The 21611-nt window shown below is 45.6% G+C and carries 24 protein-coding genes and 4 pseudogenes; 20 read left to right on the forward strand and 8 right to left on the reverse strand.

Annotated elements, in window-relative coordinates; genetic code table 11:
- Positions 1 to 462: 462 nt before the first annotated feature.
- Together CKY02_RS20845 and CKY02_RS20850 are read left to right on the forward strand one after the other, a co-directional pair.
- A complete protein-coding gene (locus CKY02_RS20845; protein ID WP_112896751.1) occupies positions 463 to 942 on the forward strand; it encodes a CesT family type III secretion system chaperone in 480 nt (159 codons plus the stop codon).
- A 36-nt stretch (positions 943 to 978) separates the two neighbouring features.
- Positions 979 to 2277: a Tle-like phospholipase domain-containing protein gene (locus CKY02_RS20850; protein WP_112896752.1), complete on the forward strand. Its 1299-nt coding sequence runs from the start codon at positions 979 to 981 to the stop codon at positions 2275 to 2277.
- Positions 2278 to 2358: 81 nt separating this feature from the next.
- On the opposite strand, the gene ampC is transcribed toward CKY02_RS20850, so the two are convergent.
- Positions 2359 to 3516 carry a class C beta-lactamase gene (gene ampC, locus CKY02_RS20855; protein ID WP_112896753.1) on the reverse strand — a complete coding sequence of 386 codons (1158 nt, stop codon included), beginning with the start codon at positions 3514 to 3516 and terminating at the stop codon, positions 2359 to 2361.
- A 399-nt stretch (positions 3517 to 3915) separates the two neighbouring features.
- Between ampC and agaR the strand changes: the two genes are divergently transcribed.
- From agaR to CKY02_RS20900, 9 genes are read left to right on the forward strand one after another with little or no spacing between them, the layout of a single operon-like run.
- The gene (agaR, locus tag CKY02_RS20860) at positions 3916 to 4689 is read left to right on the forward strand and encodes a transcriptional repressor AgaR (RefSeq protein ID WP_112896754.1); all 774 of its coding nucleotides are present in this window, start codon (positions 3916 to 3918) and stop codon (positions 4687 to 4689) included.
- Between the two features lie 35 nt (positions 4690 to 4724).
- A complete protein-coding gene (locus tag CKY02_RS20865) occupies positions 4725 to 6020 on the forward strand; it encodes a D-tagatose-bisphosphate aldolase, class II, non-catalytic subunit (protein ID WP_112896755.1) in 1296 nt (431 codons plus the stop codon).
- On the forward strand, positions 6017 to 7234 hold the full coding sequence (locus CKY02_RS20870; RefSeq protein WP_112896756.1) for an AgaS family sugar isomerase: 1218 nt from the start codon (positions 6017 to 6019) through the stop codon (positions 7232 to 7234). Before CKY02_RS20865 ends, CKY02_RS20870 begins: the two co-directional genes overlap by 4 nt.
- Positions 7200 to 7682, forward strand: coding sequence for a PTS N-acetylgalactosamine transporter subunit IIB (agaV, locus tag CKY02_RS20875; RefSeq protein WP_011145207.1), 483 nt, complete (start codon positions 7200 to 7202; stop codon positions 7680 to 7682). The genes CKY02_RS20870 and agaV overlap by 35 nt, the downstream gene beginning before the upstream one ends.
- A 10-nt stretch (positions 7683 to 7692) precedes the next feature.
- Positions 7693 to 8478: a PTS N-acetylgalactosamine transporter subunit IIC gene (agaW, locus tag CKY02_RS20880; RefSeq protein ID WP_112896757.1), complete on the forward strand. Its 786-nt coding sequence runs from the start codon at positions 7693 to 7695 to the stop codon at positions 8476 to 8478.
- A complete protein-coding gene (locus CKY02_RS20885; RefSeq protein WP_112896758.1) occupies positions 8468 to 9361 on the forward strand; it encodes a PTS system mannose/fructose/sorbose family transporter subunit IID in 894 nt (297 codons plus the stop codon). Before agaW ends, CKY02_RS20885 begins: the two co-directional genes overlap by 11 nt.
- Before the next feature lie 22 nt (positions 9362 to 9383).
- On the forward strand, positions 9384 to 9818 hold the full coding sequence (agaF, locus tag CKY02_RS20890; RefSeq protein WP_112896759.1) for a PTS galactosamine/N-acetylgalactosamine transporter subunit IIA: 435 nt from the start codon (positions 9384 to 9386) through the stop codon (positions 9816 to 9818).
- A 9-nt stretch (positions 9819 to 9827) separates the two neighbouring features.
- On the forward strand, positions 9828 to 10688 hold the full coding sequence (locus CKY02_RS20895) for a tagatose bisphosphate family class II aldolase (RefSeq protein ID WP_112896760.1): 861 nt from the start codon (positions 9828 to 9830) through the stop codon (positions 10686 to 10688).
- Between the two features lie 39 nt (positions 10689 to 10727).
- Positions 10728 to 12632, forward strand: coding sequence for an alpha-galactosidase (locus tag CKY02_RS20900; protein WP_112896761.1), 1905 nt, complete (start codon positions 10728 to 10730; stop codon positions 12630 to 12632).
- 136 nt (positions 12633 to 12768) lie between these two features.
- Here CKY02_RS20900 and CKY02_RS20905 read toward each other — a convergent pair whose 3' ends face one another.
- Positions 12769 to 13173 carry a type II toxin-antitoxin system HicB family antitoxin gene (locus CKY02_RS20905; protein WP_112896762.1) on the reverse strand — a complete coding sequence of 135 codons (405 nt, stop codon included), beginning with the start codon at positions 13171 to 13173 and terminating at the stop codon, positions 12769 to 12771.
- 21 nt (positions 13174 to 13194) lie between these two features.
- A complete protein-coding gene (locus tag CKY02_RS20910) occupies positions 13195 to 13332 on the reverse strand; it encodes a type II toxin-antitoxin system HicA family toxin (RefSeq protein ID WP_420800778.1) in 138 nt (45 codons plus the stop codon).
- Positions 13333 to 13612: 280 nt separating this feature from the next.
- Between CKY02_RS20910 and CKY02_RS20915 the strand changes: the two genes are divergently transcribed.
- The gene (locus CKY02_RS20915; protein WP_112896763.1) at positions 13613 to 14152 is read left to right on the forward strand and encodes a cysteine hydrolase family protein; all 540 of its coding nucleotides are present in this window, start codon (positions 13613 to 13615) and stop codon (positions 14150 to 14152) included.
- A gap of 205 nt (positions 14153 to 14357) precedes the next feature.
- Here CKY02_RS20915 and speD read toward each other — a convergent pair whose 3' ends face one another.
- The 3 genes from speD to CKY02_RS20930 form a co-directional block, all read right to left on the reverse strand.
- Positions 14358 to 15152, reverse strand: a complete 795-nt coding sequence (gene speD, locus CKY02_RS20920; RefSeq protein WP_112896764.1) for an adenosylmethionine decarboxylase — start codon at positions 15150 to 15152, stop codon at positions 14358 to 14360.
- A 28-nt stretch (positions 15153 to 15180) separates the two neighbouring features.
- Positions 15181 to 16044: a polyamine aminopropyltransferase gene (gene speE, locus CKY02_RS20925; protein WP_112896765.1), complete on the reverse strand. Its 864-nt coding sequence runs from the start codon at positions 16042 to 16044 to the stop codon at positions 15181 to 15183.
- A 112-nt stretch (positions 16045 to 16156) separates the two neighbouring features.
- On the reverse strand, positions 16157 to 16504 hold the full coding sequence (locus CKY02_RS20930) for a YacC family pilotin-like protein (RefSeq protein ID WP_011145216.1): 348 nt from the start codon (positions 16502 to 16504) through the stop codon (positions 16157 to 16159).
- Positions 16505 to 16694: 190 nt separating this feature from the next.
- Between CKY02_RS20930 and cueO the strand changes: the two genes are divergently transcribed.
- The 8 genes and pseudogenes from cueO to CKY02_RS20960 form a co-directional block, all read left to right on the forward strand.
- Positions 16695 to 18239: a multicopper oxidase CueO gene (gene cueO / locus CKY02_RS20935; protein ID WP_112896766.1), complete on the forward strand. Its 1545-nt coding sequence runs from the start codon at positions 16695 to 16697 to the stop codon at positions 18237 to 18239.
- A gap of 264 nt (positions 18240 to 18503) precedes the next feature.
- A complete protein-coding gene (locus CKY02_RS20940) occupies positions 18504 to 18728 on the forward strand; it encodes a hypothetical protein (RefSeq protein ID WP_011145218.1) in 225 nt (74 codons plus the stop codon).
- Positions 18729 to 18734: 6 nt separating this feature from the next.
- The gene (locus CKY02_RS25945; RefSeq protein ID WP_238399253.1) at positions 18735 to 18899 is read left to right on the forward strand and encodes a hypothetical protein; all 165 of its coding nucleotides are present in this window, start codon (positions 18735 to 18737) and stop codon (positions 18897 to 18899) included.
- Between the two features lie 29 nt (positions 18900 to 18928).
- Positions 18929 to 19507 carry a hypothetical protein gene (locus tag CKY02_RS20945; protein ID WP_238399254.1) on the forward strand — a complete coding sequence of 193 codons (579 nt, stop codon included), beginning with the start codon at positions 18929 to 18931 and terminating at the stop codon, positions 19505 to 19507.
- A 208-nt stretch (positions 19508 to 19715) separates the two neighbouring features.
- Positions 19716 to 19853, forward strand: a pseudogene (locus CKY02_RS25950) (ClpX C4-type zinc finger protein); the annotation flags it as partial.
- Between the two features lie 110 nt (positions 19854 to 19963).
- Positions 19964 to 20173, forward strand: coding sequence for a hypothetical protein (locus tag CKY02_RS20955; protein WP_112896767.1), 210 nt, complete (start codon positions 19964 to 19966; stop codon positions 20171 to 20173).
- Between the two features lie 243 nt (positions 20174 to 20416).
- A complete protein-coding gene (locus tag CKY02_RS26460; protein ID WP_274382209.1) occupies positions 20417 to 20548 on the forward strand; it encodes a hypothetical protein in 132 nt (43 codons plus the stop codon).
- Positions 20549 to 20600: 52 nt separating this feature from the next.
- Positions 20601 to 20933: pseudogene (locus CKY02_RS20960) on the forward strand (transposase); the annotation flags it as partial.
- Between the two features lie 263 nt (positions 20934 to 21196).
- Here the strand turns inward: CKY02_RS20960 and CKY02_RS20970 are convergent.
- Both CKY02_RS20970 and CKY02_RS20975 read right to left on the reverse strand, forming a co-directional pair.
- Positions 21197 to 21487 (reverse strand): annotated as a pseudogene (locus CKY02_RS20970) (ATP-binding cassette domain-containing protein); the annotation flags it as partial.
- 6 nt (positions 21488 to 21493) lie between these two features.
- Positions 21494 to 21611, reverse strand: a pseudogene (locus CKY02_RS20975) (IS630 family transposase); the annotation flags it as partial.

A 21611-nucleotide genomic window follows, 5' to 3' on the forward strand; every position in this document is an offset into this window, starting at 1 on the left:
CCGATTTTTCATAATTGAATTCTTTAATTAATAAATCGCTCAATCGCTCCTTTTTCAATCGAAAAATTTAACCTGTCATGGGTTGTCACTCCCAATAACAGGCAATAAATCTCTGCGGGTTTATTTTTAATGCTGGCCTTTTGCGACATCCTCTTTACGGCGGGGAGCAGTCACGACTTTCCTCTTTTGAGTGGTGGTGGGAATATGATCCGGCTCGTAAAACTCATATGAATTAACCTAATGCTACTGGGATAACACCTGTCGGCCAAGTTGGGTGCAGTAGATTCGAACCGCATTTGCACGGTGCAACCCAACTGCCGGTAAGGCGCTATTTCGACGTCGATATAAAAAACTTCGCCCCGGAGATAAATCACGGCTTGCCGGTGATTGTTAACATGCTCACACTTTCTATTGCGTGCGAAACCCTTGGTCTGTAAGGGATAACGAGCGGAGAATATCATAGTGAAAGCATATCAACAGACAGTATCGGAATGGTTGCGCCTTGTGGGTGAACGTCAAGGTGTGGCTTTGAGCATTGGCAGCGATGGTCACTGTACCGTGCCTTTCGGCCAAGGTGGAGAGTGCGTCGTTGAAGTACCGGACAACGACGACGTTCAGGCATTTTATCTCTATATTCCTTTGTTGCGATTACCGGTAGATGAACCGGGCCAGTTGATGCTGACGCGGGCTGCCCTTGAGTTGAATATGTTCGGTCTTACCACGGGCGGCAGTCAGATCAGTCTGGACAGTCGTACCAATTATCTGGTGTTGAGCTTCTCCGCGTTGATCGAGATGTTCGACGAAACGACATTTATGCAGACTCTGGGAGAGTTTCTCGATCTTGGGATCAGCTTGCAGTCTCAGTTTCAGGTGATCAACACCCAGCAGAATGGCGCATCATCTGTGCTGCATCCATTACCCGGCTCAGCCATCGTATGCTGAATTTCGGTCATCTGAATAACCAAGGAGAATAATAAGATGTCTATTCAAGGTATTGGGCACTCTCCCAGCGCCACGGCACTGGCGCCCCTTTCGAACGGAGAAGTACAGACACCATCTCGTAAGAATAATGTTCATCATCATCTTGCCTCCCATTACACCAGTACCGGTCTTGGTACTCAGGTGTCGCCGGGCAAGGTGCTGACTACCACACTGAAATATCTGACATTGAGTGCCCCGGCTCGCAAGATTGGCACTGCCATACAGGGAGGACATGACTCCCATGCACAGAGTGCCAAAGGTAAGGCGCGTTACTGGACTGGGGCCATTATCAAGGGATTGGCTAATATCACGGGCGGTGCCAGTAGTGTAACGAGTGGTGCGATTTCAGTCGGTGTTACAGGCGTTAAAAACCTGGCGGAATCCACAGGGCGTTTGCTGGCATCTTCTGCCTTGGGGCTGGCTGGAGCGGGCGCGAAGGGAGTTTCGCATCTACCGCTTGGCACATCCGAGCGTTTGCAGGCTGGAACGCGTGCCGAGCAATTGCTGAATTCTGCCAAGGTGATCGCCAAACCCGCGTTTGTGGCTAAAGCAGAACAAGAGCCGTTGAATGCTGTGGGAGCTAAAGCAGTGATGGATGCGGCCCAATTGGCGAGAATCAGTTGCTCCAGTAGCTATCGGGATATGCCCGCGGGTTACAGTCATGCCGCTTTAGCTGATATTCCGTCCTCAATACTGGCTCGCCGGGAGGATGGCACTGGCGGAACCGGCAGTGAGTTAACCCTGCATGTTCGCCCTAGCAAGGGGCAGAATGATCCTTTAATCCTTGAGGGAGATAGCTGGTCTGCGCTCAAGGTCGCTGTCTACAAGCGTGACGACACTATGGTGCTCTCCTTCGTGGGCACCCAGCCAACTAAGCGTCCTGGTACAGTGAAGAGTGACGTCGGCGCTGCTTTGGGGATCAAGGACAGCGCGTTTCAGGATGCTGACCGCTTGGTCAAGGCTTTTACTAAACAATATGGCGGCAAGGTTGAGGTTCTAGGTCACTCCTTGGGAGGTGGGCTGGCGCAATATGCGGGCATCAAACATGGGATCAAGGTCACCGCATTCAACAGCATGGGATTGCATGTAGGATTACGGGATCGGCTGGCCGACAAGTTGGATAGTGCCAACGTCACCCACATCAATACCAGTCGCGATCCGCTGAGTCAGAAGGCTGAACATGGTATTTGGGGCCTGGATGCCTCTTCTCAGGTAGGCAAGCGTTATGTGATTGAACATTCAGGTGGTCACCGTATGGAGTCGGTGACCGCAGGTTTGGAAGCCTTACTGGCTTAACGATTCGATATGTTAGGACAGCGCCTCCCGTGGGAGGCGCTGTTGCTGCCAATAGACAACTGTATTTAACGCAATTGCCCCTTATTGCAGCGCGTTGAGGATTTGCCAGGCTGCTTTGATACGCGCCTCGTTGGGGTAGTTTTTGTTGGCCAGTAGCACAATACCCATTTGCTCTTGCGGCACAAACGCGACATACGCGCCGAAGCCATTGGTGGAACCGGTTTTATTGATAAAAAGCGCATCCGTTGGCGGCTCTGGTAGCGCTAGTTCCGTGGTTTTGTTGGCCTGATAAGCGATCTGCGCCGAGTTGCCGCTCAGTACCTGCTCAAGGGTAACAGGCCAGTGATAAAGTTCCCAGCCCAGCCCTTGCGTCATCTCCCCCACCCGGTAATAACCGGTATGAGTTGCCCGAATGGCCTGTGCCAGCTTGCTGTCACCTACGCGGGAAGGATCGATATTTGCATCTACGAAGCCAATTAGCTCCTGTGCACTGGTTTTCAGACCATAGGCTTCCTCATCCAGTACGCCGGGGTTGATGCGAATCGGTTTATTCTCTTTTGAATAACCCAATGCATAATTTTTCATCTCCTGTGCGGGTACGTTAAACCAGGTATGGTGCAAACCAAGCGGTGAAAGGATCTGGTTTTCCATCAGTTTTGAGTAAGGTTTTTCAAGGCGTTGGGCAACGATATAACCTGCAAGGCCAATACTGGGATTAGAGTACTGGCGGTAGGTTCCGGGCGTGTACTTTGGCTGCCAGTGCTGAAACCAGTCCACCATTTTGCTATTACTGTCGATCTCATCAGGGAACTGTAATGGCAGGCCACCCGCGGTATAGGTGGCAATATTCAGCAAGTTTATGTTGTCAAAGGCGCTACCTGCAAGCGGTTGAAAATGCTGACTGGCCTTATCGGAGAAGGAAATGGCTCCCGTCACCTGTGCCCAAGAAATCAGGCTGCCGGTAAAGGTTTTGCTGACCGAGCCTAATTCAAAGATTGTCTCTTTGGTGACCGGCGTGTTGTTCTCTTTTGATGCGTCACCGTATTGATAGAAAAAATGTTGACCGCGGAAAGTCACTGCAATCGCCATTCCTGGAATGTCATATTCCTGCATCAGGGAGTGTATGGTCTTATCAACAGTATTTGTCAGACGGGTCTGATCGAGAGTATTCGAGGCTTGAGCGCCGAGAGAAGCGGTAAGCAGCAATCCGCCAGTCAGCACCGAAAATCGTTTTGTCATGTGGTGTGTCCTTAATTACAGTGAGAACTTTCAGGCTTGGATTTTATCAGGGTTTGTACACCCAATCACAAAATTTGTGATCTCTATCACCTGACAAAATAAAACTTTGCGGTTGCGGATTGAAAACCAAGCGCTTTCGTTTCTTGATATCAATTGTTACCCAAAAGGTGGATGAAAACTGATTTTTGGGTAAATAGCCAGAAATCAGAAAATTTAATATTTTCTTTCGCTTTGTTTCTAATCGAAACCTTTTATGCCGATTTTTGTCTATATAATAGACTGTAATAGCGATCACAATTTCGTTTGGTTGCTTTTGCTGTAATTAAATCGAAAGAGAGGGAAAGCAATTCATCACAGGCGGCATAAATTTATCGCTGAAAATCTGAGGGGTATAACGGAATGGCTGTGGATACCGTAAAAAGACGTGAACAGATTATCGACTTGCTGTGCCATGAGGGCAGCGTGCGTGTTGAACATTTGAGCACCCGTTTTGGGGTTTCCTGCGTCACTATCCGTAATGACCTGCGTTATCTGGAGCAAAAAGGCTGCGCGCTGCGTTCTTATGGCGGTGCCATGTTAAATCAGCAATTCGCCTTTGATCGCCCTTTGCAAGATAAAGGCCGGATCAATCGTGATGTGAAATCGCGTATTGCGGCTAGGGCGGCACAGTTTGTTCAGGATGGTGATGCCTTGATCCTTGACTCCGGTTCGACCACCACGCAAATCGTACCATTTCTTAAAGAGCGACGTGATCTGGTCGTCATGACTAACGCGTTGAATATCGCCTATGAATTGGCGGGGTTTGACCGGATGGAGGTGATGGTGCTTGGCGGGAGTGTGCGTCAGAACTCCTACTCGCTCTATGGCCCGGCGGCGGAACAGCAATTGCGTCAATATCGCTTTGACACCCTATTTCTTGGCGTCGATGGTTTTGATCTGGAAGCAGGGATAACCACGCCACACCCCGGTGAAGCCCACCTTAATCGCGTAATGTGTGAGGTAGCGCATGAAATTATCGCGGTGGCGGATGCCAGTAAATTTGGGCGCAGAAGTTTTTGTATGATCCGTCAGGCCGGACAGATTCATCGGCTGATTACTGACAGTCGGATCCCCGATAACTACAGGCGGGCATTAATTGAACTCGGCGTGGATGTGATTATTGCCGACGAATAGTTCTTACCGAGATTCTTGCCCGCATGGGAGACACCATGCAGTCACTATTACAACTTATCCGTCGTCACAAATCAGGTGAAGCAGTGGGGATCTATTCGGTCTGTTCCGCTCATCCCTGGGTATTGGAAAGTGCTTTGCGCGTCGCTAAAGAGCGTAAGACCTCGGTGTTGATTGAAGCAACTTCTAATCAGGTCAATCAGTTTGGTGGTTATACCGGGATGCAACCGGCTCAATTCCGGGATGCAGTTTGGCAACAGGCCGATCGTATTGGTTTACCGCGTGATCGTGTCTGGTTAGGGGGCGATCATCTTGGACCCAATGCCTGGCAGGATCTTCCCGCTGAACAGGCAATGAAACTGGCTGAAACGTTGATACACGATTATGTGGCGGCGGGGTTTCGTAAGATACATCTCGATTGTTCAATGTCCTGTTTGGATGATCCAACGCCGCTTGGCGATAAAGAGGTTGCGGTACGTGCGGCTCGTTTGTGTCAGGTGGCGGAACGTTGTTGGCAACAGGTGGGGGGAGAACCGCCTGTTTATGTGATAGGTACCGAAGTGCCGGTACCGGGCGGAGCGAAAGAAGCATTGGCAGGAATGCAAGTCACGACGCCTCAGGCAGCGGCGACAACGTTGAGTGTACATCAACAAGCGTGGAGATTGGCTGGACTGGAACCGGTATGGCCGCGGGTGATTGCGCTGGTGGTGCAACCGGGTGTGGAGTTCGATCACCATTATATTGAACATTATCAACCTAAACGTGCAGCGGCACTGAGTCAATATATCGAATCTCAACCCTATTTAGTCTATGAAGCTCATTCTACTGATTATCAAACGGCGCAAGCTTACCGTGAATTGGTACGCGATCACTTTGCCATTTTGAAAGTCGGCCCAGCTTTGACTTTTGCTTTACGTGAGGCGCTTTTCGCACTCGATAAAATCGATGGTGAATGGAATGGGGAACAGGACGCGGCTCATCTGTGTGCCGCGTTAGAACAGGTCATGCTTGAGCAGCCGGAGCACTGGAATCGCTATTACCACGGTACACCGCATCAACAGTTTATTGATCGTCAATACAGTTTGAGTGATCGCATTCGTTACTACTGGCCGCATCCACAGGTACAACAGGCAGTGAATACCTTGATGGATAACCTGCGTGGTCGCCCGGTTTCCCTTTCACTGCTGAGTCAGTACCTGCCGGAGCAGGCGCAGGCCGTTAATGCCGGAAGGTTGGATAATGACCCACACGCTTGGGTGTTGGATAAAATTCGTTCTGTACTCTTGAACTATGCGCAGGCTTGTGAGCTCGGGGTACAAGGAGTTTTAGCATGAATGAGCTGTTTTCCTATGCCGAAGTCTGGCTGCGTGAGCACCATGCGTTGCATACTGCCAGAGAGATTCATCAACAGCCTGAGCTTTGGCGTCAGTTATATCAAAATCTGCAACGTGAGGAAGCGTTGTGGCGACCCTTTTTGCAGCCTTTACTATCTGATCCGGAGTTACAGATAGTGCTGTGTGGTGCAGGTTCCTCCGCGTTTATCGGGCGCGCACTGGCACCTTGGTTGCGCGAGCAGTGTGGACTGAATGTGGTCGCGTACAGCACCACAGACATTGTGCCTTCTCCTTTGCAATATCTCGATCCAACACGTTCAACCTTGCTGATTTCTTATGGGCGATCGGGCAATAGCCCGGAGAGCGTGGCGGCGGTAAAACTGGCGGATCAGCTCCTGTCACGCTGTTATCACCTGATGCTGACCTGTAATCCCGGCGGTGCGTTAGCGCGTTATGCCGAAGGGCGCTCTCACGTCTGCTCGTTGAATATGCCACAGGGGTCTCATGACCAAAGTTTTGCCATGACGTCCAGTTTTAGCTGCATGACGTTAGCAACAGTGCTGCTGCTAGGGCCATTGACGTTGGAACAGTGTGATGAGCCATTGAGGGCGATGATCGTGTTGTGTGAGCGGGAAAGGGAACAGTGGCAGACACAGATTAAGCGGCTGGCCCGTTGTGGTTTTAAACGCATGATGTGTTTGGGTTCCAGTTGTTTTACTGGGGTCGCGGAGGAGGGAGCGCTCAAGATGCTGGAGCTGACTGCCGGGCGTGTCACGACGCGCTACGATTCGTCAATGGGGGTGCGTCATGGGCCGAAGTTTATGATCGAACGCGATACGTTGGTGGTCATGATGCTTTCGGCTGATCAGTATCGTCGTCGTTATGATCTCGATCTGTGGTATGAGCTGAATCATGACGGATTGGCGTGTCAAATTGTTGCACTGAGTGGCACACAGGGGAAAGGGTTCACTGTGGTTAACAGTGAACAAGACGATATCTGGCTGTTGTTCCCCTATTTGATATTTTTGCAGATGCTGGCGTTTGAAACCTCGCTGGCACTGGGCATAACGCCAGACAATCCATGTCCGACAGGGGAAGTCAACCGCGTGGTGAAGGGGGTGGAAATTTATCCTTATCATCCACCGTATTCACCAAGAATAAAATGTAGCAGGAGTGATTATGTCGATACCGAATATTTTAATGACTCGAATTGATAACCGGTTGGTGCATGGTCAAGTCGGTGTGACCTGGACCAATTCACTGGGGGCCAATTTGGTATTGGTGGCTAATGATCACGTTGCCGGTGATTTGATGCAGCAAAATCTGATGGATATGGTGGTTTCTGATGGGGTTCAGACGCGTTATTTCACCCTGCAAAAAACCATTGATGTGATTCATAAAGCGGCTGAGCGCCAGAAAATTTTTATCGTCTGTAAAACGCCGCAGGATGTATTGACGTTAGTAAAAGGCGGTGTACCGATCCGCTTCGTTAACGTGGGTAATATGCATTTTGCTGAGGGAAAGCGTCAAATCCATAAGACGGTTTCTGTTGATGACAGCGACGTGGTGGTGTTTCGTGAACTGGAGCAACTGGGCGTCACTTGTGAAATTCGACGTGTGCCGGATGAAGCGGGAGAACCTATCGCCAAATTGCTGGTTTGAGGGGTGAGTTATGCTGATTGATGCGATATTGATTGGGTTACTGGCTGGATTGGCCGGGGTGGATCTGTTCGATGGGTTGACTCATTTTCATCGTCCAGTGGTGATTGGGCCGTTGGTTGGGCTGATTTTAGGGGATGTACAGACGGGTTTGCTAGTCGGGGGGACACTGGAGCTGGTCTGGATGGGAATGGTGCCACTGGCAGGGGCTCAGCCGCCAAATGTGGTGATTGGTGGTGTGATTGGTACGGCATTTGCTATTTTGACTCATGCTGATCCTAAAGTCGCGATTGGTATCGCGGTGCCATTTTCCATTGCGGTGCAAGGCTGCATCACCCTGCTGTTTACCCTGTTCTCACCCATGATGCATAAATGCGATCAAATGGTGAAAACGTTGAACTGGCGCGGCGTGGAGCGTGTGAACTACCTAGGTATCACCATTCTGTTTTGTTTCTACTTTATCGTGGCATTTCTGCCGGTCTATTTCGGTGCTGACGCTGCCAGCGTCATGGTACAGAAGGCGCCGCAATGGTTGTTGGATGGTCTGGCGGTTGCGGGCGGCATGATGCCTGCTATCGGTTTTTCTATGCTGATGAAAATCATGATGAAAAAGACTTATATCGCTTATTTCATTTTAGGTTTTATTTCAGTCACATTCCTCAATATGCCGATTATTGCTGTAGCTCTTGGCGCTTTCGCGATTGCATTGATCGATTTCTTTAACCGTTCCCGTATGGAGGAGGCCGCTGAACGCAGCGCGCCTACCACTCAATCTCAGGAGATGGAAGATGGCATTTAACGACACTGATGCGGCGATGGCTGCTAAAGCTGGGAACAGGATGGCGCAGGCGCTGGCAACCAGTCAGGTTGAGCAGGATGACTATCAGGATACGATACCGAGTGAGGATCTGACCAAAGGCGATTTGAATCGTATGGCGTGGCGCTCTTTGTTGCTACAGGCGTCATTTAACTATGAGCGTATGCAGGCGGGAGGCTGGTTGTACACCTTGATCCCGGGTCTGCGTAAGATCCACAAGCATCCGCAAGATCTGGCGAATTCTATGAAAATGCATATGGAGTTTATCAATGTGCATCCGTTTGATGCCACCTTCCTGTCTGGGTTGGTGCTGGCAATGGAACGAAATAAGGAGAAAATTTCCACTATCCGCGCCGTGAAAGTGGCGCTAATGGGGCCGCTAGGTGGAATTGGCGATGCATTGTTCTGGTTGACTCTGTTACCCATCTGTGCAGGTATTGGGGCCTCTCTGGCGCTACAGGGTAGTCTGTTTGGTCCCATCATATTCCTGTTGTTGTTCAACATTGTGCATTTTGGCTTGCGTTTTGGTCTGGCGCATTATGGCTATCGTGCGGGAACCAGTGCGTTGGCATTGTTGAAAAAGCATACCAAAAAGATCTCCCATGCCGCTTCGATAGTAGGAATGACGGTAATCGGGGCGTTAGTGGCTTCCTATGTTCATCTCTCGACGCCGGTGGTAATAAACGCCGGTAAGGCCAGTGTGGCGTTGCAGAAGGATGTGCTGGACAAACTAATGCCTAATTTGTTGCCGTTGTGTTTCACCCTGCTAGTGTTTTGGTTGATGAAAAAAGGATTTTCCCCGGTCAAGTTAATTGGTTTGACGGTTGTGATCGGTATTGTAGGGAAGTTTGTGGGTTTTCTTTAATAAACGGCACTGAGGAGAGGGAATGTTAGGTATTGTAATCACCGGTCATGGACATTTCGCCAGTGGGTTGTTGCAGGCAGTGGAACAAGTTGTCGGACGACAACCGCAGTGCTGTGCTGTCGATTTTCCTGAGGGAATCAGTACGCAACAATTATTGGTGTTGTTGGAGGCGGCCTGCACAGCCTGTGATAGTGGTGAGGGTGTCATTATTCTCAGTGACTTACTGGGTGGATCACCGTTTCGGCAGGCGGCGCAACTGGCAATAGCTAATCCATGTTATGAAGTTATTGCCGGTACGAATATGCAATTGGCGGTAGAGATGGTGCTAGATCGTGAAGGTATGACGCTGGAAACATTTCGTGATACGGCGCTGGAGTGTGGGCGGCGAGGATTAACCAGCCTGTGGCACGAACAGCAGAAACGAGGGTATGACAGCCCGAATCTGGATGGCATTTGAGGAGCTTACATGTATCTGATTTCCAGTCGTCAAATGTTGAAAAAGGCTCTGCGTGAAGGCTATGCGGTTCCTGCTTTTAACGTCCATAATCTGGAAACAGTCCAGGTGATAGCGGAAACCGCCGCACGCTTGGCATCACCGGTTATTCTGGCAGGTACGCCGAGTACTTTCAGTTATGCGGGGACTGACTACCTAGTGTCAATCTGTCAGGATGCTGCTCGTCGCCACAATCTGCCGCTGGCGTTGCATCTCGATCATCATGAGGAACTGGAGGATATCAGTCATAAAGTGACCGCGGGTGTGCGCTCGGTAATGATTGATGGCTCGCATTTACCCTTTGAAGAGAATATTCGTAAGGTGGCTGAGGTGGTACGATTTTGCCATCGTTACGATGTTAGCGTTGAGGCGGAATTGGGGCGGCTAGGCGGGCAGGAAGATGATTTGCAGGTCTCCAGTGCCGATAGTTTTTTTACCGATCCGCTGGCAGCGAAAGCCTTTGTTGCCCGTACCGGTATTGATTCTCTGGCGGTAGCGATTGGTTCTGCGCATGGTTTGTATCATGGTGAACCGCATTTGGATTTTGATCGGCTAGCGGCAATCTGTGAACAGGTGGATATTCCGTTGGTGCTACATGGCGCATCGGGTATTCCTGAAGTGATGATACAGCAGGCGATTGGTCTTGGTGTATGCAAAGTCAATGTAGCGACCGATCTGAAAATTGCTTTTGCTGATGCGGTAAAGCGTTATTTCATTCAGCACCCAGATGCGAATGATCCACGTAAATATATCGCGCCGGGAAAACAGGCTATGCAGGCAGTAGTAGAAGAAAAGATCCGGATTTGTGGCAGTGCAGGTAAGCTGTATTCGTGAAGGTTCTGTTTTTTCATCCTGACTATTAAGGAAACTGCTGTGAAAATAAGAACGTTAAATAAAATCACGTTAAGTTTATTAGCGAGTTCCATGTTGTATAACACCCCAGTCTGGGCAGATAGCTGGCTGTTGGACGGTAACAATTACCATGTAACGGTTAGCGACGAACACGGTAAAGTAACGCAATTAAAATTTGCAAATCCAACAAACCACGATCACATCATCATTGACAATCTGTTTGAAATCACGTTGAAATCGGGAGAAAAGCTCACGGCTAAAGATTTTCAGATTACTGACATTGGCAAAAAGCGAAATCGTATTGTTATCTCCCTGAAACATGGCGACATTCAGGTAAAAAATATCATTACTGTGGAGGATAAAGATAAGTACGGCTCGTTTGAAATCACTATTACCCCGCAGGAAAACGCGTTGGAGCTCAGCTCTGTCTCGTTGATGCCATTTCGCACTAAAACCCCTTTTGTTCACGGCTCTATCGCCAGTTCACCGATTGTCAGCGATAGCTTCTTTATTGTTCCCGGTAATCCATTGATTACCACTGAGGCTTATAAAGGGAGCGCTTCGCAAAAAATTGCGCTCTCTATCCCGCTAGAGCCGGGGAAAACGTTAAGTTATAAGACGTATATTGGTGTTTATCAGCAAGGGCAATTGCGGCGCAACGTCAATGAGTTTTTGAACAATGCGCGTCCGCGTAAATATAGTCCTTACCTACATTACAACTCTTGGTACGATATTGGTTTCTTCACGCCTTATACCGAACAAGAGTCGTTGACTCGTATCAAACAGTTTGGGCAGGAGTTGGTGACTAAGCGCGGTGTGAAGTTGGGTGGTTATCTGTTTGATGATGGTTGGGATAACCTCAAAGGAGATTGGGGTTTTAGTCAGGCATTTCCCCATGAGTTCAAAAATCTTAAACAGGCAGCAGATCAATATCGTGCTCGTTTAGGTATTTGGCTTTCTCCTTGGGGCGGTTATGGCCCACCTGGTGAGCAACGTGTTTCTCATGCGGAGGAGTTTGGTTATGAAGTGATAGATGGCAGATTTGCGCTCTCAGGCCCTAATTACTACGCCAATTTCCATAACCGGGTACTCAACCTGATTCAACAACAAAATGTATCCATGTTTAAGCTGGATGGCACCGGCAATGCTGATCGTGTGATTAAAGGGAGTTCATTCACCAGTGATTTTGATGCCGCTATCCACCTTATTGAAGATATGCGCAGTACAGGCAATGATCTGTTTATCAACTTGACCACAGGCACCAAAGCCACGCCTTCTTGGCTATTTTTCGCCGATTCTATTTGGCGTGGTGGCTATGATGTGGAGTTTCACGGTACAGGCTCCAAAGTGCAGCAGTGGCTTACCTATCGTGATGCGGAAACTTATCGTAATGTCGTCAGAAAGGGGCCGCTGTTCCCACTGAATTCGTTGATGCTGCATGGCATTGTTTATGCTAAACAGGCTAAGCATCTGGATAAACAGTCACCTAAAGATTTTGCCGATCAGGTTTGGAGCTATTTTGGCAGCGGCACTCAGTTACAAGAGATGTATGTTACGCCTGAACTGTTGACCACCGAGGATTGGGATATGCTGGCAAGCGCGGCGAAATGGTCAGAGAAAAATAAAGATGTGCTGTTTGATACCCACTGGATTGGTAAAGATCCCACCGATCTAGCGGTGTACGGTTGGGGAGCCTGGAGTCCGAAAAAGTCGATTATTACTTTGCGCAATCCTGCTGATGAAGTGAAACAATATTATCTGGATTTGCAAAGTGATCTCGAATTGCCTGATGATCAACCTTCGGTATATGACGTTAATATCGATTATGGCGAGAACAACTCGTTGCCGAAGTTTATCAATAAAACGGTGTTGATTACCCTTCAACCGTTAGAAACACTGACCTTTTCTTTGACCCCATCGAAATAATCACAGTGTTATTAAACTGCCTTGAATAAACGACTTTATTCGGGGCAGTGATTATTTTGGGAAATTATTGTGATGGCGTCTTATTAGAAAAAAATCAGCCTATTGTCAATAAATTAATATTTCAGATGAATTAAATTTAGATTTTGCCAATAACTTTTTCTGCCGCTATGTGTGATAGAAAGCCAGAGCGACTCTTGTATTCTGGATGGTTTGTGACGAATTGATCAATACGGCGGATTAGCAATGATGGAAGAGTTACGTTAATTTTCTCTGATTTTCCCATTAACTGAGTAATATCCACATCAACTAATGCCCATATTGCTCCCGTATATTCAGGATCTGTTAGGTAGTTTTCTACGTTTGTCGCTTCTGGTACTGCTTCATTATTATCAATTAGCAATTCGATATGCGCTTCAATGGCTTCTCGGACGCTTTCTATTGCATCTGTGAAATTGTCCCCACCAGAAAAGCAACCTGGGATATCAGGGACACGGACGCCGAAGGATGAATGACCTTTATCAATAGCAACTGGATATAACATTTACACCTCCGAAAAGTGGACTCAAAGTCCCGATTGTTTCTTGATACTTTTCAATGTTGGTAAAGGTATATCCTTTTGTGGGTGTTTTACCGTTACCAATCCTTGCTTGGTTGGATGTTTGAATTGATGACGACGACCTTTAACTCTCATCAAATACATCCGTCAGCTTCTATCATTGCTATCGCGTTTCTGCTATTCATCCTCCGGTTCTCTTGTTTTGTCTTGATAGGGTTATAATAACCCTACAATGTTATGTGGCAAGATAGTAGAGGTTACTGACATTGTTATTAGCTAATGGAATAGCTAAAAAGCCGACCAGCTCGGTTTTATGAGCTAGTATGAATCATAAGAAGATCTTGTCAAAATTGCCTGTAACTTAGTGGCGGAAGCAAGTCACGGTAATTGTTTTTTTTTAGAATCCACTTAAAGGGAAAAACTAATGAAAGCGTTGCTCATAATTGACATGCTGAATGATTTTGTCACAGGAGCACTCGCCAATGAGGCGGATGCGATGAAGATCGTACCGGTAATTAAACGGCTGATTGATCATGCTCGGGGCCATCGTGATTGGCTGGTGGTTTATGCTAATGATGCTCATCGAGCCGGTGATCGGGAAATGAGTATTTGGGGCAGGCATGCAATGGCTGGAACGCCAGGTGCTAATGTCATTGAAGCATTGGCTCCTGTTGGAGCAGATCGTGAAATTGTTTTGCCTAAGCGATTTTATGGGGCTTTCGATGGAACCGATCTGGAAGAAGTTTTGAAAGCATATGGTGTGACGGAAGTTGTGTTAACCGGCCAACATACCCATTGTTGTGTCAGACATACGGCCTATGGCGCGTTTATACGCGGTTATCGAATCAAAGTCTTGTCAGATGCTGTGTGTGTTTTTCCCGGTGTCGATCAGGAAGATGCCCTTAATTATCTTAAAACCATTTACGGTGCTGAAATTATAATGAGTACCGCGTTAGGCATGTAAATTGGGATAATGTGTTAATACAGTTGGAAATTGATCTGGCAGATGCCGGTGAATATTGGCACCTGCCAGCTATACCCTATGGATTTCAAGATGCATCGCGACGGCAAGGGAGTGAATCCCCGGGAGCATAGATAACTATGTGACCGGGGTGAGCGAGTGCAGCCAACAAAGAGGCAACTTGAAAGATGACGGATATAAATATTAACTAAGCAGCGGGTAAATTACGGCCATAATAAATTTCTTGTATCTCTTTTTTCAAAAGATGGGTAATTTCCTGCTTTTCAGTTTCACTCAGTTGCTCTGGTGTGGCATTAAATAGGTAATCATTCAGGTCAAATCTTTTTAGCATCATTTTTGTATGAAATAGATTTTCCTGATAAATATTAACATCCATCATGTAATACTGCGATTGCACTTCTTCAGTCATATAATTCTGAATAGAACTGATTTCATGATCGATATAGTGTTTCATGCCATTCACATCTCTGGTGAAACCACGGATGCGGTAATCCATTGTGACAATATCTGATTCTAATTTGTGGATCAGATAGTTCAGCGCTTTGAGAGGTGAAATAACACCGCAGGTTGATACTTCAATATCAGCTCTGAAAGTGCATATGCCGCCGCCCGGATGGCTTTCTGGATAAGTGTGAACACAGATATGGCTCTTATCCAAATGGGCAACGACAGAATCAGGTAACGGACCTGGGTTTTCAGTGTTGTCTACATCCTTCGGGTCCATCGGCTCTTCGCTGACGAGTACGGTAACGCTCGCCCCTTGTGGATCATAGTCCTGGCGGGCGATATTCAAAATATTTGCACCAATGATCGAACAGGTTTCGCTGAGGATTTCCGTTAAACGGTTAGCGTTATATTGTTCGTCAATGTAAGCGATATAACTATCCCGATCAGCTTGGCTTTTGGCATAACAGATATCGTAAATACAGAAACTCAGGCTTTTTGTCAGGTTATTAAAACCGTGCAATTTCAGCTTGTGCAATTTATTTCACCTCCTGGCTAATGGGTGATTATGGGTTCTCAGATAGTGCATCCAGCAGATATTGTGGTAGAGCAAAGCTACCGATATGAACGGCTGGATTGTAGTAACGGCAGGTAAAACCTGCGTTGTCAAAGCGCGGTTGCAATGTTGCCAGATCCACATGGCGTAGTGCCGGGTTCTGGCTTGCCCAGGCAAAGGTCATCATTCCGCCGTAATAGGTTGGAATGGCAGCTTGATAGAAGCCGCTGTCAGCAAAATAGTTGCTCAATTTTTTATGGCTGGTGACTGCTTCGTCCTGTTGCAGGAAACAAACACCATTCTGAGCAACAAAGATGCCACCTTCATTCAGACAACGTTGGCAACCTTGATAGAATTCAGATGTAAATAATCCTTCACCGGGCCCGATCGGGTCCGTGCAGTCAGAGATAATGACATCGAATTTCTGATCGGTGGTATTAACGAAATTAACACCATCGTCAATGATCAGATTAAAGCGTGGATCATCATAAGCACCGGCATTATGGTTAGGCAGATACTGACGGCAGAATTCAACTACCCCAGCATCGATTTCAACCATAGTGATGCTTTCAAGGTATTGATGACGGCGGACCTCACGTAACATACCGCCATCACCACCGCCGATAATCAGTACTCGTTTGGCGTTCCCGTGGGCGAACAAAGGAACATGAGACATCATTTCGTGGTAGATAAATTCATCACGTTCAGTTGTTTGTATTGTGCCATCCAGCGCCATAATGCGGCCTAATGCCGCGTTTTCAAAGATGATCAAATCCTGATGCTCAGTTTTATCGTGATAAAGCACTTTATCGACGGAAAAATACTGACCAAAGTTGGCGTGCAGGGTTTCGTACCAAATTTCTTTTTGTGACATATCCCGGCTTTTCCTCCACTGTGACAGTCATGAAAATTGGGTGCACATAATAGCCAACAATTCTCATAGTTGCACGGTGAAATTTACCCCTTTCGGGGGATGAGGAAAAGAACTATTTAACGTAGGCGAATAAACTCAGCGAATCTCTGGCGAGAGCATGGCACTTTATCGCATTGGACAGGTAAATTCCTTTGAGATCCTGGTAGCTTTCTTCATTGAGCTTGTCCATCAATTGGCTGTTGTAATTAGTTAAATCCCACTTATTGCGTTGAGCAAAATAAATAATGGCTCGTTTAATTTCCCGGTCAGGAATTTGGCTGTAACCACAGTCATATTTCAGGTAGATAAACACTGCTGTCAGATCGGCCAGATCTTCAGCTTCATTTTCTGTCAGCGCTTTTGCGGGGTGAGAAAGACCGAAAAGAACAAGTATGTAAGTCAAGAGAGCTAATTTTCGCATTTGTATTATTATAATCAACCAGTGTCATATTACGTTAACATATTAATATCTTTGTTAGGAAAAATTTATTTTTTAAAATTACTGTAAAGATCGACTTAAATCACATTCCCTTCGCTTGACCTTCCTATAAGGGTAGCCCTTACGTTTCCTTTATGAGATGTTTTTTGGTTGATTTAATTGGGAGGTGAATATGCAACGACGTGATTTTATCAGATTAAGTGCCGTCATGGGTGTATCCAGTATGTTACCTGTATGGAGTCGTTTCTCCTTTGCTGAATCTTATCCGGCATTACCTATCCCTCCACAACTAGAGCCAGATGTGGCAGGTAAAATCGTTATTGAAATCAAAGCGGGAAAATCCAGTTTTAAAACAGGAACGGTGACTAAAACTTGGGGTTACAACGGTGATTTACTAGGTCCGGCACTGAAATTGACGTCAGGTAAACCTGTTACTATTGATATTCGTAATCATCTACCAGAAGAGACCACAGTTCATTGGCATGGCTTGGAAATTACTGGGGAAGCCGATGGTGGCCCGCATGCGATGATTGCGCCAGGAGGGAACCGGACGGTCAGTTTTACGCCTGAACAACCGGAAGCGACTTGTTGGTTCCATCCGCATACGCATGGCAAGACGGGTTATCAGGTTGCAATGGGGCTTGGTGGATTAGTATTGATTGAAGATGAGAACAGCATTAATACGGGTTTACCAAACCGATGGGGTGTGGATGATATTCCTGTGATATTGCAGGATAAGCGCTTGAATAACGAGGGGCAGATTGATTATCAGTTGGATGTAATGAGTGCTGCTGTTGGTTGGTTTGGCGATATGATGCTGACCAATGGTGTTGTTTTGCCCCAACATACTGCACCACGCGGTTGGTTACGTTTGCGTTTGCTAAATGGCTGTAATGCTCGTAGCCTCAATATTGCGACCAGTGATGGCCGTCAATTGTATGTTGTTGCCAGTGATGGTGGTTTGTTAGCAGAACCGGTTGCGGTTAATGAGTTACCGATTCTGGCGGGAGAACGTTTTGAGGTAGTGATAGATGCTTCGGATGGCAAATCTTTCGATCTGGTGACGTTACCTGTGGTTCAGATAGGAATGACATTACCGCCATTTGATCAACCGTTGCCGGTTTTACGTATTCAACCTCAGCTTTTTTCTAGCCGCACAATATTGTCGGAACAGCTTGCCACGCTTCCTGCATTGCCCTCTTTTACCGGTTTGAATCGGCGTCGTTTACATCTGGCTATGGATAGTCGTCTGGATATGCAGGGAATGATGATGTTGTCTCAGCGCTACGGTGAGCGAGCTATGGCGGGTATGGGGATGGATCATGGGAATATGAACCACGGAGATATGCATCATGGTGGTGAATTAAATTTCCATCATGCGAACACCATCAATGGGCAGGCTTTCTCCATAACAGAACCGGCTTTTGATGTGAAACAGGGGCAGTATGAGCGTTGGGTGATTTCAGGAGCTGGCGATATGATGCTGCATCCGTTCCATATCCACGGTACCCGTTTTCGTATTTTGAGTGAAAATGGCCGCAAGCCTGCTGCTCACCGTAGTGGTTGGAAAGATATTGTTCATGTGGAAGGTAAGGAGAGCGAAGTGCTGGTTCAGTTCAAACATACTGCGGGAGTGAAGCATCCATTTATGGCGCATTGTCATCTACTAGAACATGAAGATACCGGTATGATGCTGGGTTTTACTGTTAGTAAATAATTTTGTTAACAGATTGACTCTGGTTTGGCTTATCAGAGTCGGCCTAACTGTGCCTTATAGTCCGTAGTTATGTAGTCTTTTCAATGAATTATTGTTATAGGATGTACATGATAGAACAAAGGTTATACGCAATTGCTTCCACTATGAACTGGTGTTGATAGATGCTTAATCAGCAGTAAATGGACACAACAAAGTATTGTCAGTGATTACCGCAGGTATTAGACTATGATACAGTTGTTTGTTACTCAGTGAAGGAGCGGTGAAATGTCTAGTTTTTTCAAGAATATGGGATATGCTCTTGTTTCTCCGGAAAGGGTGATGGCACGCCTCGTTGGCGCACATAAAGAAACTTGTTCTGATGCTGATCAGAAAGATGAAAAGTTCATCATTAATCGTTCTGGAACGGTTACTCTGAATCGTTGTAATCCTGATGTTCAGCGGGCTTTCGCTTTAAACGTTGAGTGGTTGAGTACTAAAAAAGAGGGATAACTATCAATGTGGGCAGCTGTGGTTATTGTTGTTTTAGTATGTGGTTATGTTTATACAAATAGTCATCTACCCTCTAGATTTAAGCAAAATAAAGCCATTGGTTGGAACGCTTACTTTGAAGTAGCACGACAAGGTGGCTTTTTTCTTATCACAGGTTTTGTCTGGCTTTAACACTGAGTTGTTTAATCTTTGCTGTTATGATGCTACTGAACATCCCTGTATATTTTGGTGCAAAATATATCCCTTTTACTTTTGCTCATGATTTATTCAACTCTCGGTTAGTGGGGATGAGTATTTTTTCTTTTCTCATCTTAAGTTTTACCGTGTTGATCAGTATCAGTGCATCCTATAACGCAGAGAAAGATTTTAGAAATCCTGAAAAGCGCAATGGTATTTTTAAAGAAATTGCATCTAATAGTGCTATTGAAAGCCTTCTTTTGGAATCAATTGAAAGTGGTCTGTTGCTGTTAATTACTTTAAAGTCGAGAAAAGTTTATGTTGGAATGGTTGATGAAGCGAGATTTCATCATTTGGATACCGATACTATCGTTATCATTCCTTTTATGAGTGGTTACAGAGATAAAGATACGCTGACATTTTGTGCCGAGCATAATTATGCTGATCATTACAGGAATGAAGGTATTACACTAACTTCAAAGCCTTTGAGTGTGTATCAGTTTCGTCATGTTCTTCCGCTTGAGCAGATAGAGTCTCTATCGCTTTTTAATCCTGAAACCTATGATAAGTTCCAGGAAGTTATTAAAGATAAATCTAATTGAGGTAAAACGTCTCAAATAGGTTTTGTAGTTCATCAGTCCGAAGAAATTTAACAAGATAGACTTGGTAGTCTCTTTTTTTAATGTTGTTCAATACATGGCAGATAGAATATAGAAACTTTGCGTTTTCTATGAGTAAAGAATAGCAGTAACAACTGGCGATACCTGGAGTATTTCAGTTTGTCATGAGTTATTGAATGGTGGAGGCATCATGACTGAAAAATGTTTGTACTGCTCCTTTTGTGGGAAAAAGCAAGATGAAGTAGCTAAATTAATTGCTGGTCCAAGCGTTTACATCTGCAATGAATGTGTTGCTTTGAGTCAGGGAATCATTGATGAAGAAAAAAAGCTTAAAGTTTTAGCAGTAAGTCAGCCTCACTGTGTACGTTTTTGGCATATCATTCTGGCTGTTTTATTGAAAGTTCGGTTATTTGTTCCGATGAAATCCTTGCAGAAACATTGGAAATAAGCATTGATGATTTACATAAGGCTCTTAGAACTCTTAAAAGGAAAAAATTAATAGAAATTCTACCTTGTGCTGATGGGATGACGTTATATTTTGTGAGTGGGAAAAATATAAGTAAAACTTATGATGAAGAAACTAAGCTTTACAGAGTTGCCGCTAATGTTTTGTTACAACCTAATCCCAAATTAAAGATGTTGCCATAGACATAGTGATCATCAGAAACCATCTTTAATCTTTGTTTGAGATACCCCATATTTTCGAAGAACTTTTGATAATTACCATTCGATTGTAGTTGTTCGGAATTTATGCATTACTGAAAGGGGGCGTAAAGTTTCCTGTTTCAATTTTATTTGTAATGATGCTTCTAAGTGTTATTTTATCCGTTCAAAAGAACGGTGTATCAATCGGCATATCACTCAGACAGAGACACTATGCTGAGGTAACGAATGGCAGGGACAAACAAACTCAGTGACAAAAAACTAAAAGCATTGCTAGGCGTTAAAAGGGATTCTCTGGCTATGATTGCTGGTTGCTGGTTGCTGGTTGCTGGTTGCTGGTTGCTGGTTGCTGGTTGCTGATGGTGAAGGAGATTGAGCATTAAGGCTTTCAAAAGTGTAGTGGTCAACTAATTCCGGCCATATCTATGGCGATAAAGGGTCTATCTCACAGTCTCTGAATGATGAACTGGCCCTGGCAGGGATCTCGCTGGTGACAAACACGTGTAATAATATGAAACCCAAAGATATTTCTCTATGGGACCGAGTTATGTTAAGAAAACGGTATTTAATAGAAACGATCTTTGGTCAGTTAAAAAACATCTCATACATAGAGCATACACGGTATCTCAATCCATTAAGCCTACTTCTTGAGGTCACCGCAGGGTTGCTCGCCTATACTTTCCAACCCAAAAAACCGAGTCTTAATCTAACACCCACTGAGATGAATTGTCTTATACAAATCTGAGGTTTGTTAAGTTCTTCAGCCAGGTTCAACAAACTGGCTTTATGTTTAATGATAGGGTTGTTAGTATGAAGCATGAGAGTTACCTCTTGTATTTTGTATAAGGGTTCGGCACCCCTATCAAAACCGGTAACTCTCAACTTTTCAAGTTCTATGTCATATCTAGTCGCGACTAATACGATTAATAACAATTTAATATTAATAATGCCTTTTTCACTTGTATTAATTGATAAATTATACGTACAAAAATAGACAATTACACAAGGTTATGCACATTTTTTTGTTAAATCAATTAGTTTATTCGCTGATTCTATTGTTTCTTTCCTATGGGCAACCATTACTTTTGTAATGCTTAACATTTTAAGGTTAGATGAAATTATTTTTTCGTTTTCAGTATCGAGATGACTCGTGGCTTCATCTAAAAATAAGATCTTAGGGTCTTTATATAATGCTCTTGCTAAGCATAACCTCTGTTTTTGTCCACCAGATAAGATAGTTCCCATATCTCCAATCAATGTTTCATATTCCATTGGCATTTTTTTTATATCATGGTGTATACCCGTTTAACTTGAAGATGCAGGATTCAGAACCTGGAAGTTGTCATTAATACGGCACGACAGGTTCCCGGCAAGTTCCGGTAATATTTCCGTAAAAAAGCGATGTATTGCCTGCCTGAACAAG

Origin of the sequence: Photorhabdus bodei, from assembly GCF_003287735.1 — a bacterium.
GTDB lineage: Bacteria > Pseudomonadota > Gammaproteobacteria > Enterobacterales > Enterobacteriaceae > Photorhabdus > Photorhabdus kayaii.

Bases quoted from the DNA above. Each gene is read 5' to 3' on its own strand.
- CKY02_RS25945 (WP_238399253.1), top strand. From the start codon at position 18,735: ATGTGGGCAGCTGTGGTTATTGTTGTTTTAGTATGTGGTTATGTTTAT.
- CKY02_RS20895 (WP_112896760.1), top strand. From the start codon at position 9,828: ATGTATCTGATTTCCAGTCGTCAAATGTTGAAAAAGGCTCTGCGTGAA.
- CKY02_RS20870 (WP_112896756.1), top strand. From the start codon at position 6,017: ATGAATGAGCTGTTTTCCTATGCCGAAGTCTGGCTGCGTGAGCACCAT.
- CKY02_RS20865 (WP_112896755.1), top strand. From the start codon at position 4,725: ATGCAGTCACTATTACAACTTATCCGTCGTCACAAATCAGGTGAAGCA.
- agaR (WP_112896754.1), top strand. From the start codon at position 3,916: ATGGCTGTGGATACCGTAAAAAGACGTGAACAGATTATCGACTTGCTG.
- CKY02_RS20945 (WP_238399254.1), top strand. From the start codon at position 18,929: ATGCTACTGAACATCCCTGTATATTTTGGTGCAAAATATATCCCTTTT.
- CKY02_RS20910 (WP_420800778.1), bottom strand. From the start codon at position 13,332: ATGTATTTGATGAGAGTTAAAGGTCGTCGTCATCAATTCAAACATCCA.
- CKY02_RS20915 (WP_112896763.1), top strand. From the start codon at position 13,613: ATGAAAGCGTTGCTCATAATTGACATGCTGAATGATTTTGTCACAGGA.
- CKY02_RS20885 (WP_112896758.1), top strand. From the start codon at position 8,468: ATGGCATTTAACGACACTGATGCGGCGATGGCTGCTAAAGCTGGGAAC.
- speE (WP_112896765.1), bottom strand. From the start codon at position 16,044: ATGTCACAAAAAGAAATTTGGTACGAAACCCTGCACGCCAACTTTGGT.
- CKY02_RS20940 (WP_011145218.1), top strand. From the start codon at position 18,504: ATGTCTAGTTTTTTCAAGAATATGGGATATGCTCTTGTTTCTCCGGAA.
- ampC (WP_112896753.1), bottom strand. From the start codon at position 3,516: ATGACAAAACGATTTTCGGTGCTGACTGGCGGATTGCTGCTTACCGCT.
- CKY02_RS26460 (WP_274382209.1), top strand. From the start codon at position 20,417: ATGGCAGGGACAAACAAACTCAGTGACAAAAAACTAAAAGCATTGCTA.
- cueO (WP_112896766.1), top strand. From the start codon at position 16,695: ATGCAACGACGTGATTTTATCAGATTAAGTGCCGTCATGGGTGTATCC.
- CKY02_RS20905 (WP_112896762.1), bottom strand. From the start codon at position 13,173: ATGTTATATCCAGTTGCTATTGATAAAGGTCATTCATCCTTCGGCGTC.
- agaF (WP_112896759.1), top strand. From the start codon at position 9,384: ATGTTAGGTATTGTAATCACCGGTCATGGACATTTCGCCAGTGGGTTG.
- CKY02_RS20850 (WP_112896752.1), top strand. From the start codon at position 979: ATGTCTATTCAAGGTATTGGGCACTCTCCCAGCGCCACGGCACTGGCG.
- agaV (WP_011145207.1), top strand. From the start codon at position 7,200: ATGTCGATACCGAATATTTTAATGACTCGAATTGATAACCGGTTGGTG.
- CKY02_RS20930 (WP_011145216.1), bottom strand. From the start codon at position 16,504: ATGCGAAAATTAGCTCTCTTGACTTACATACTTGTTCTTTTCGGTCTT.
- agaW (WP_112896757.1), top strand. From the start codon at position 7,693: ATGCTGATTGATGCGATATTGATTGGGTTACTGGCTGGATTGGCCGGG.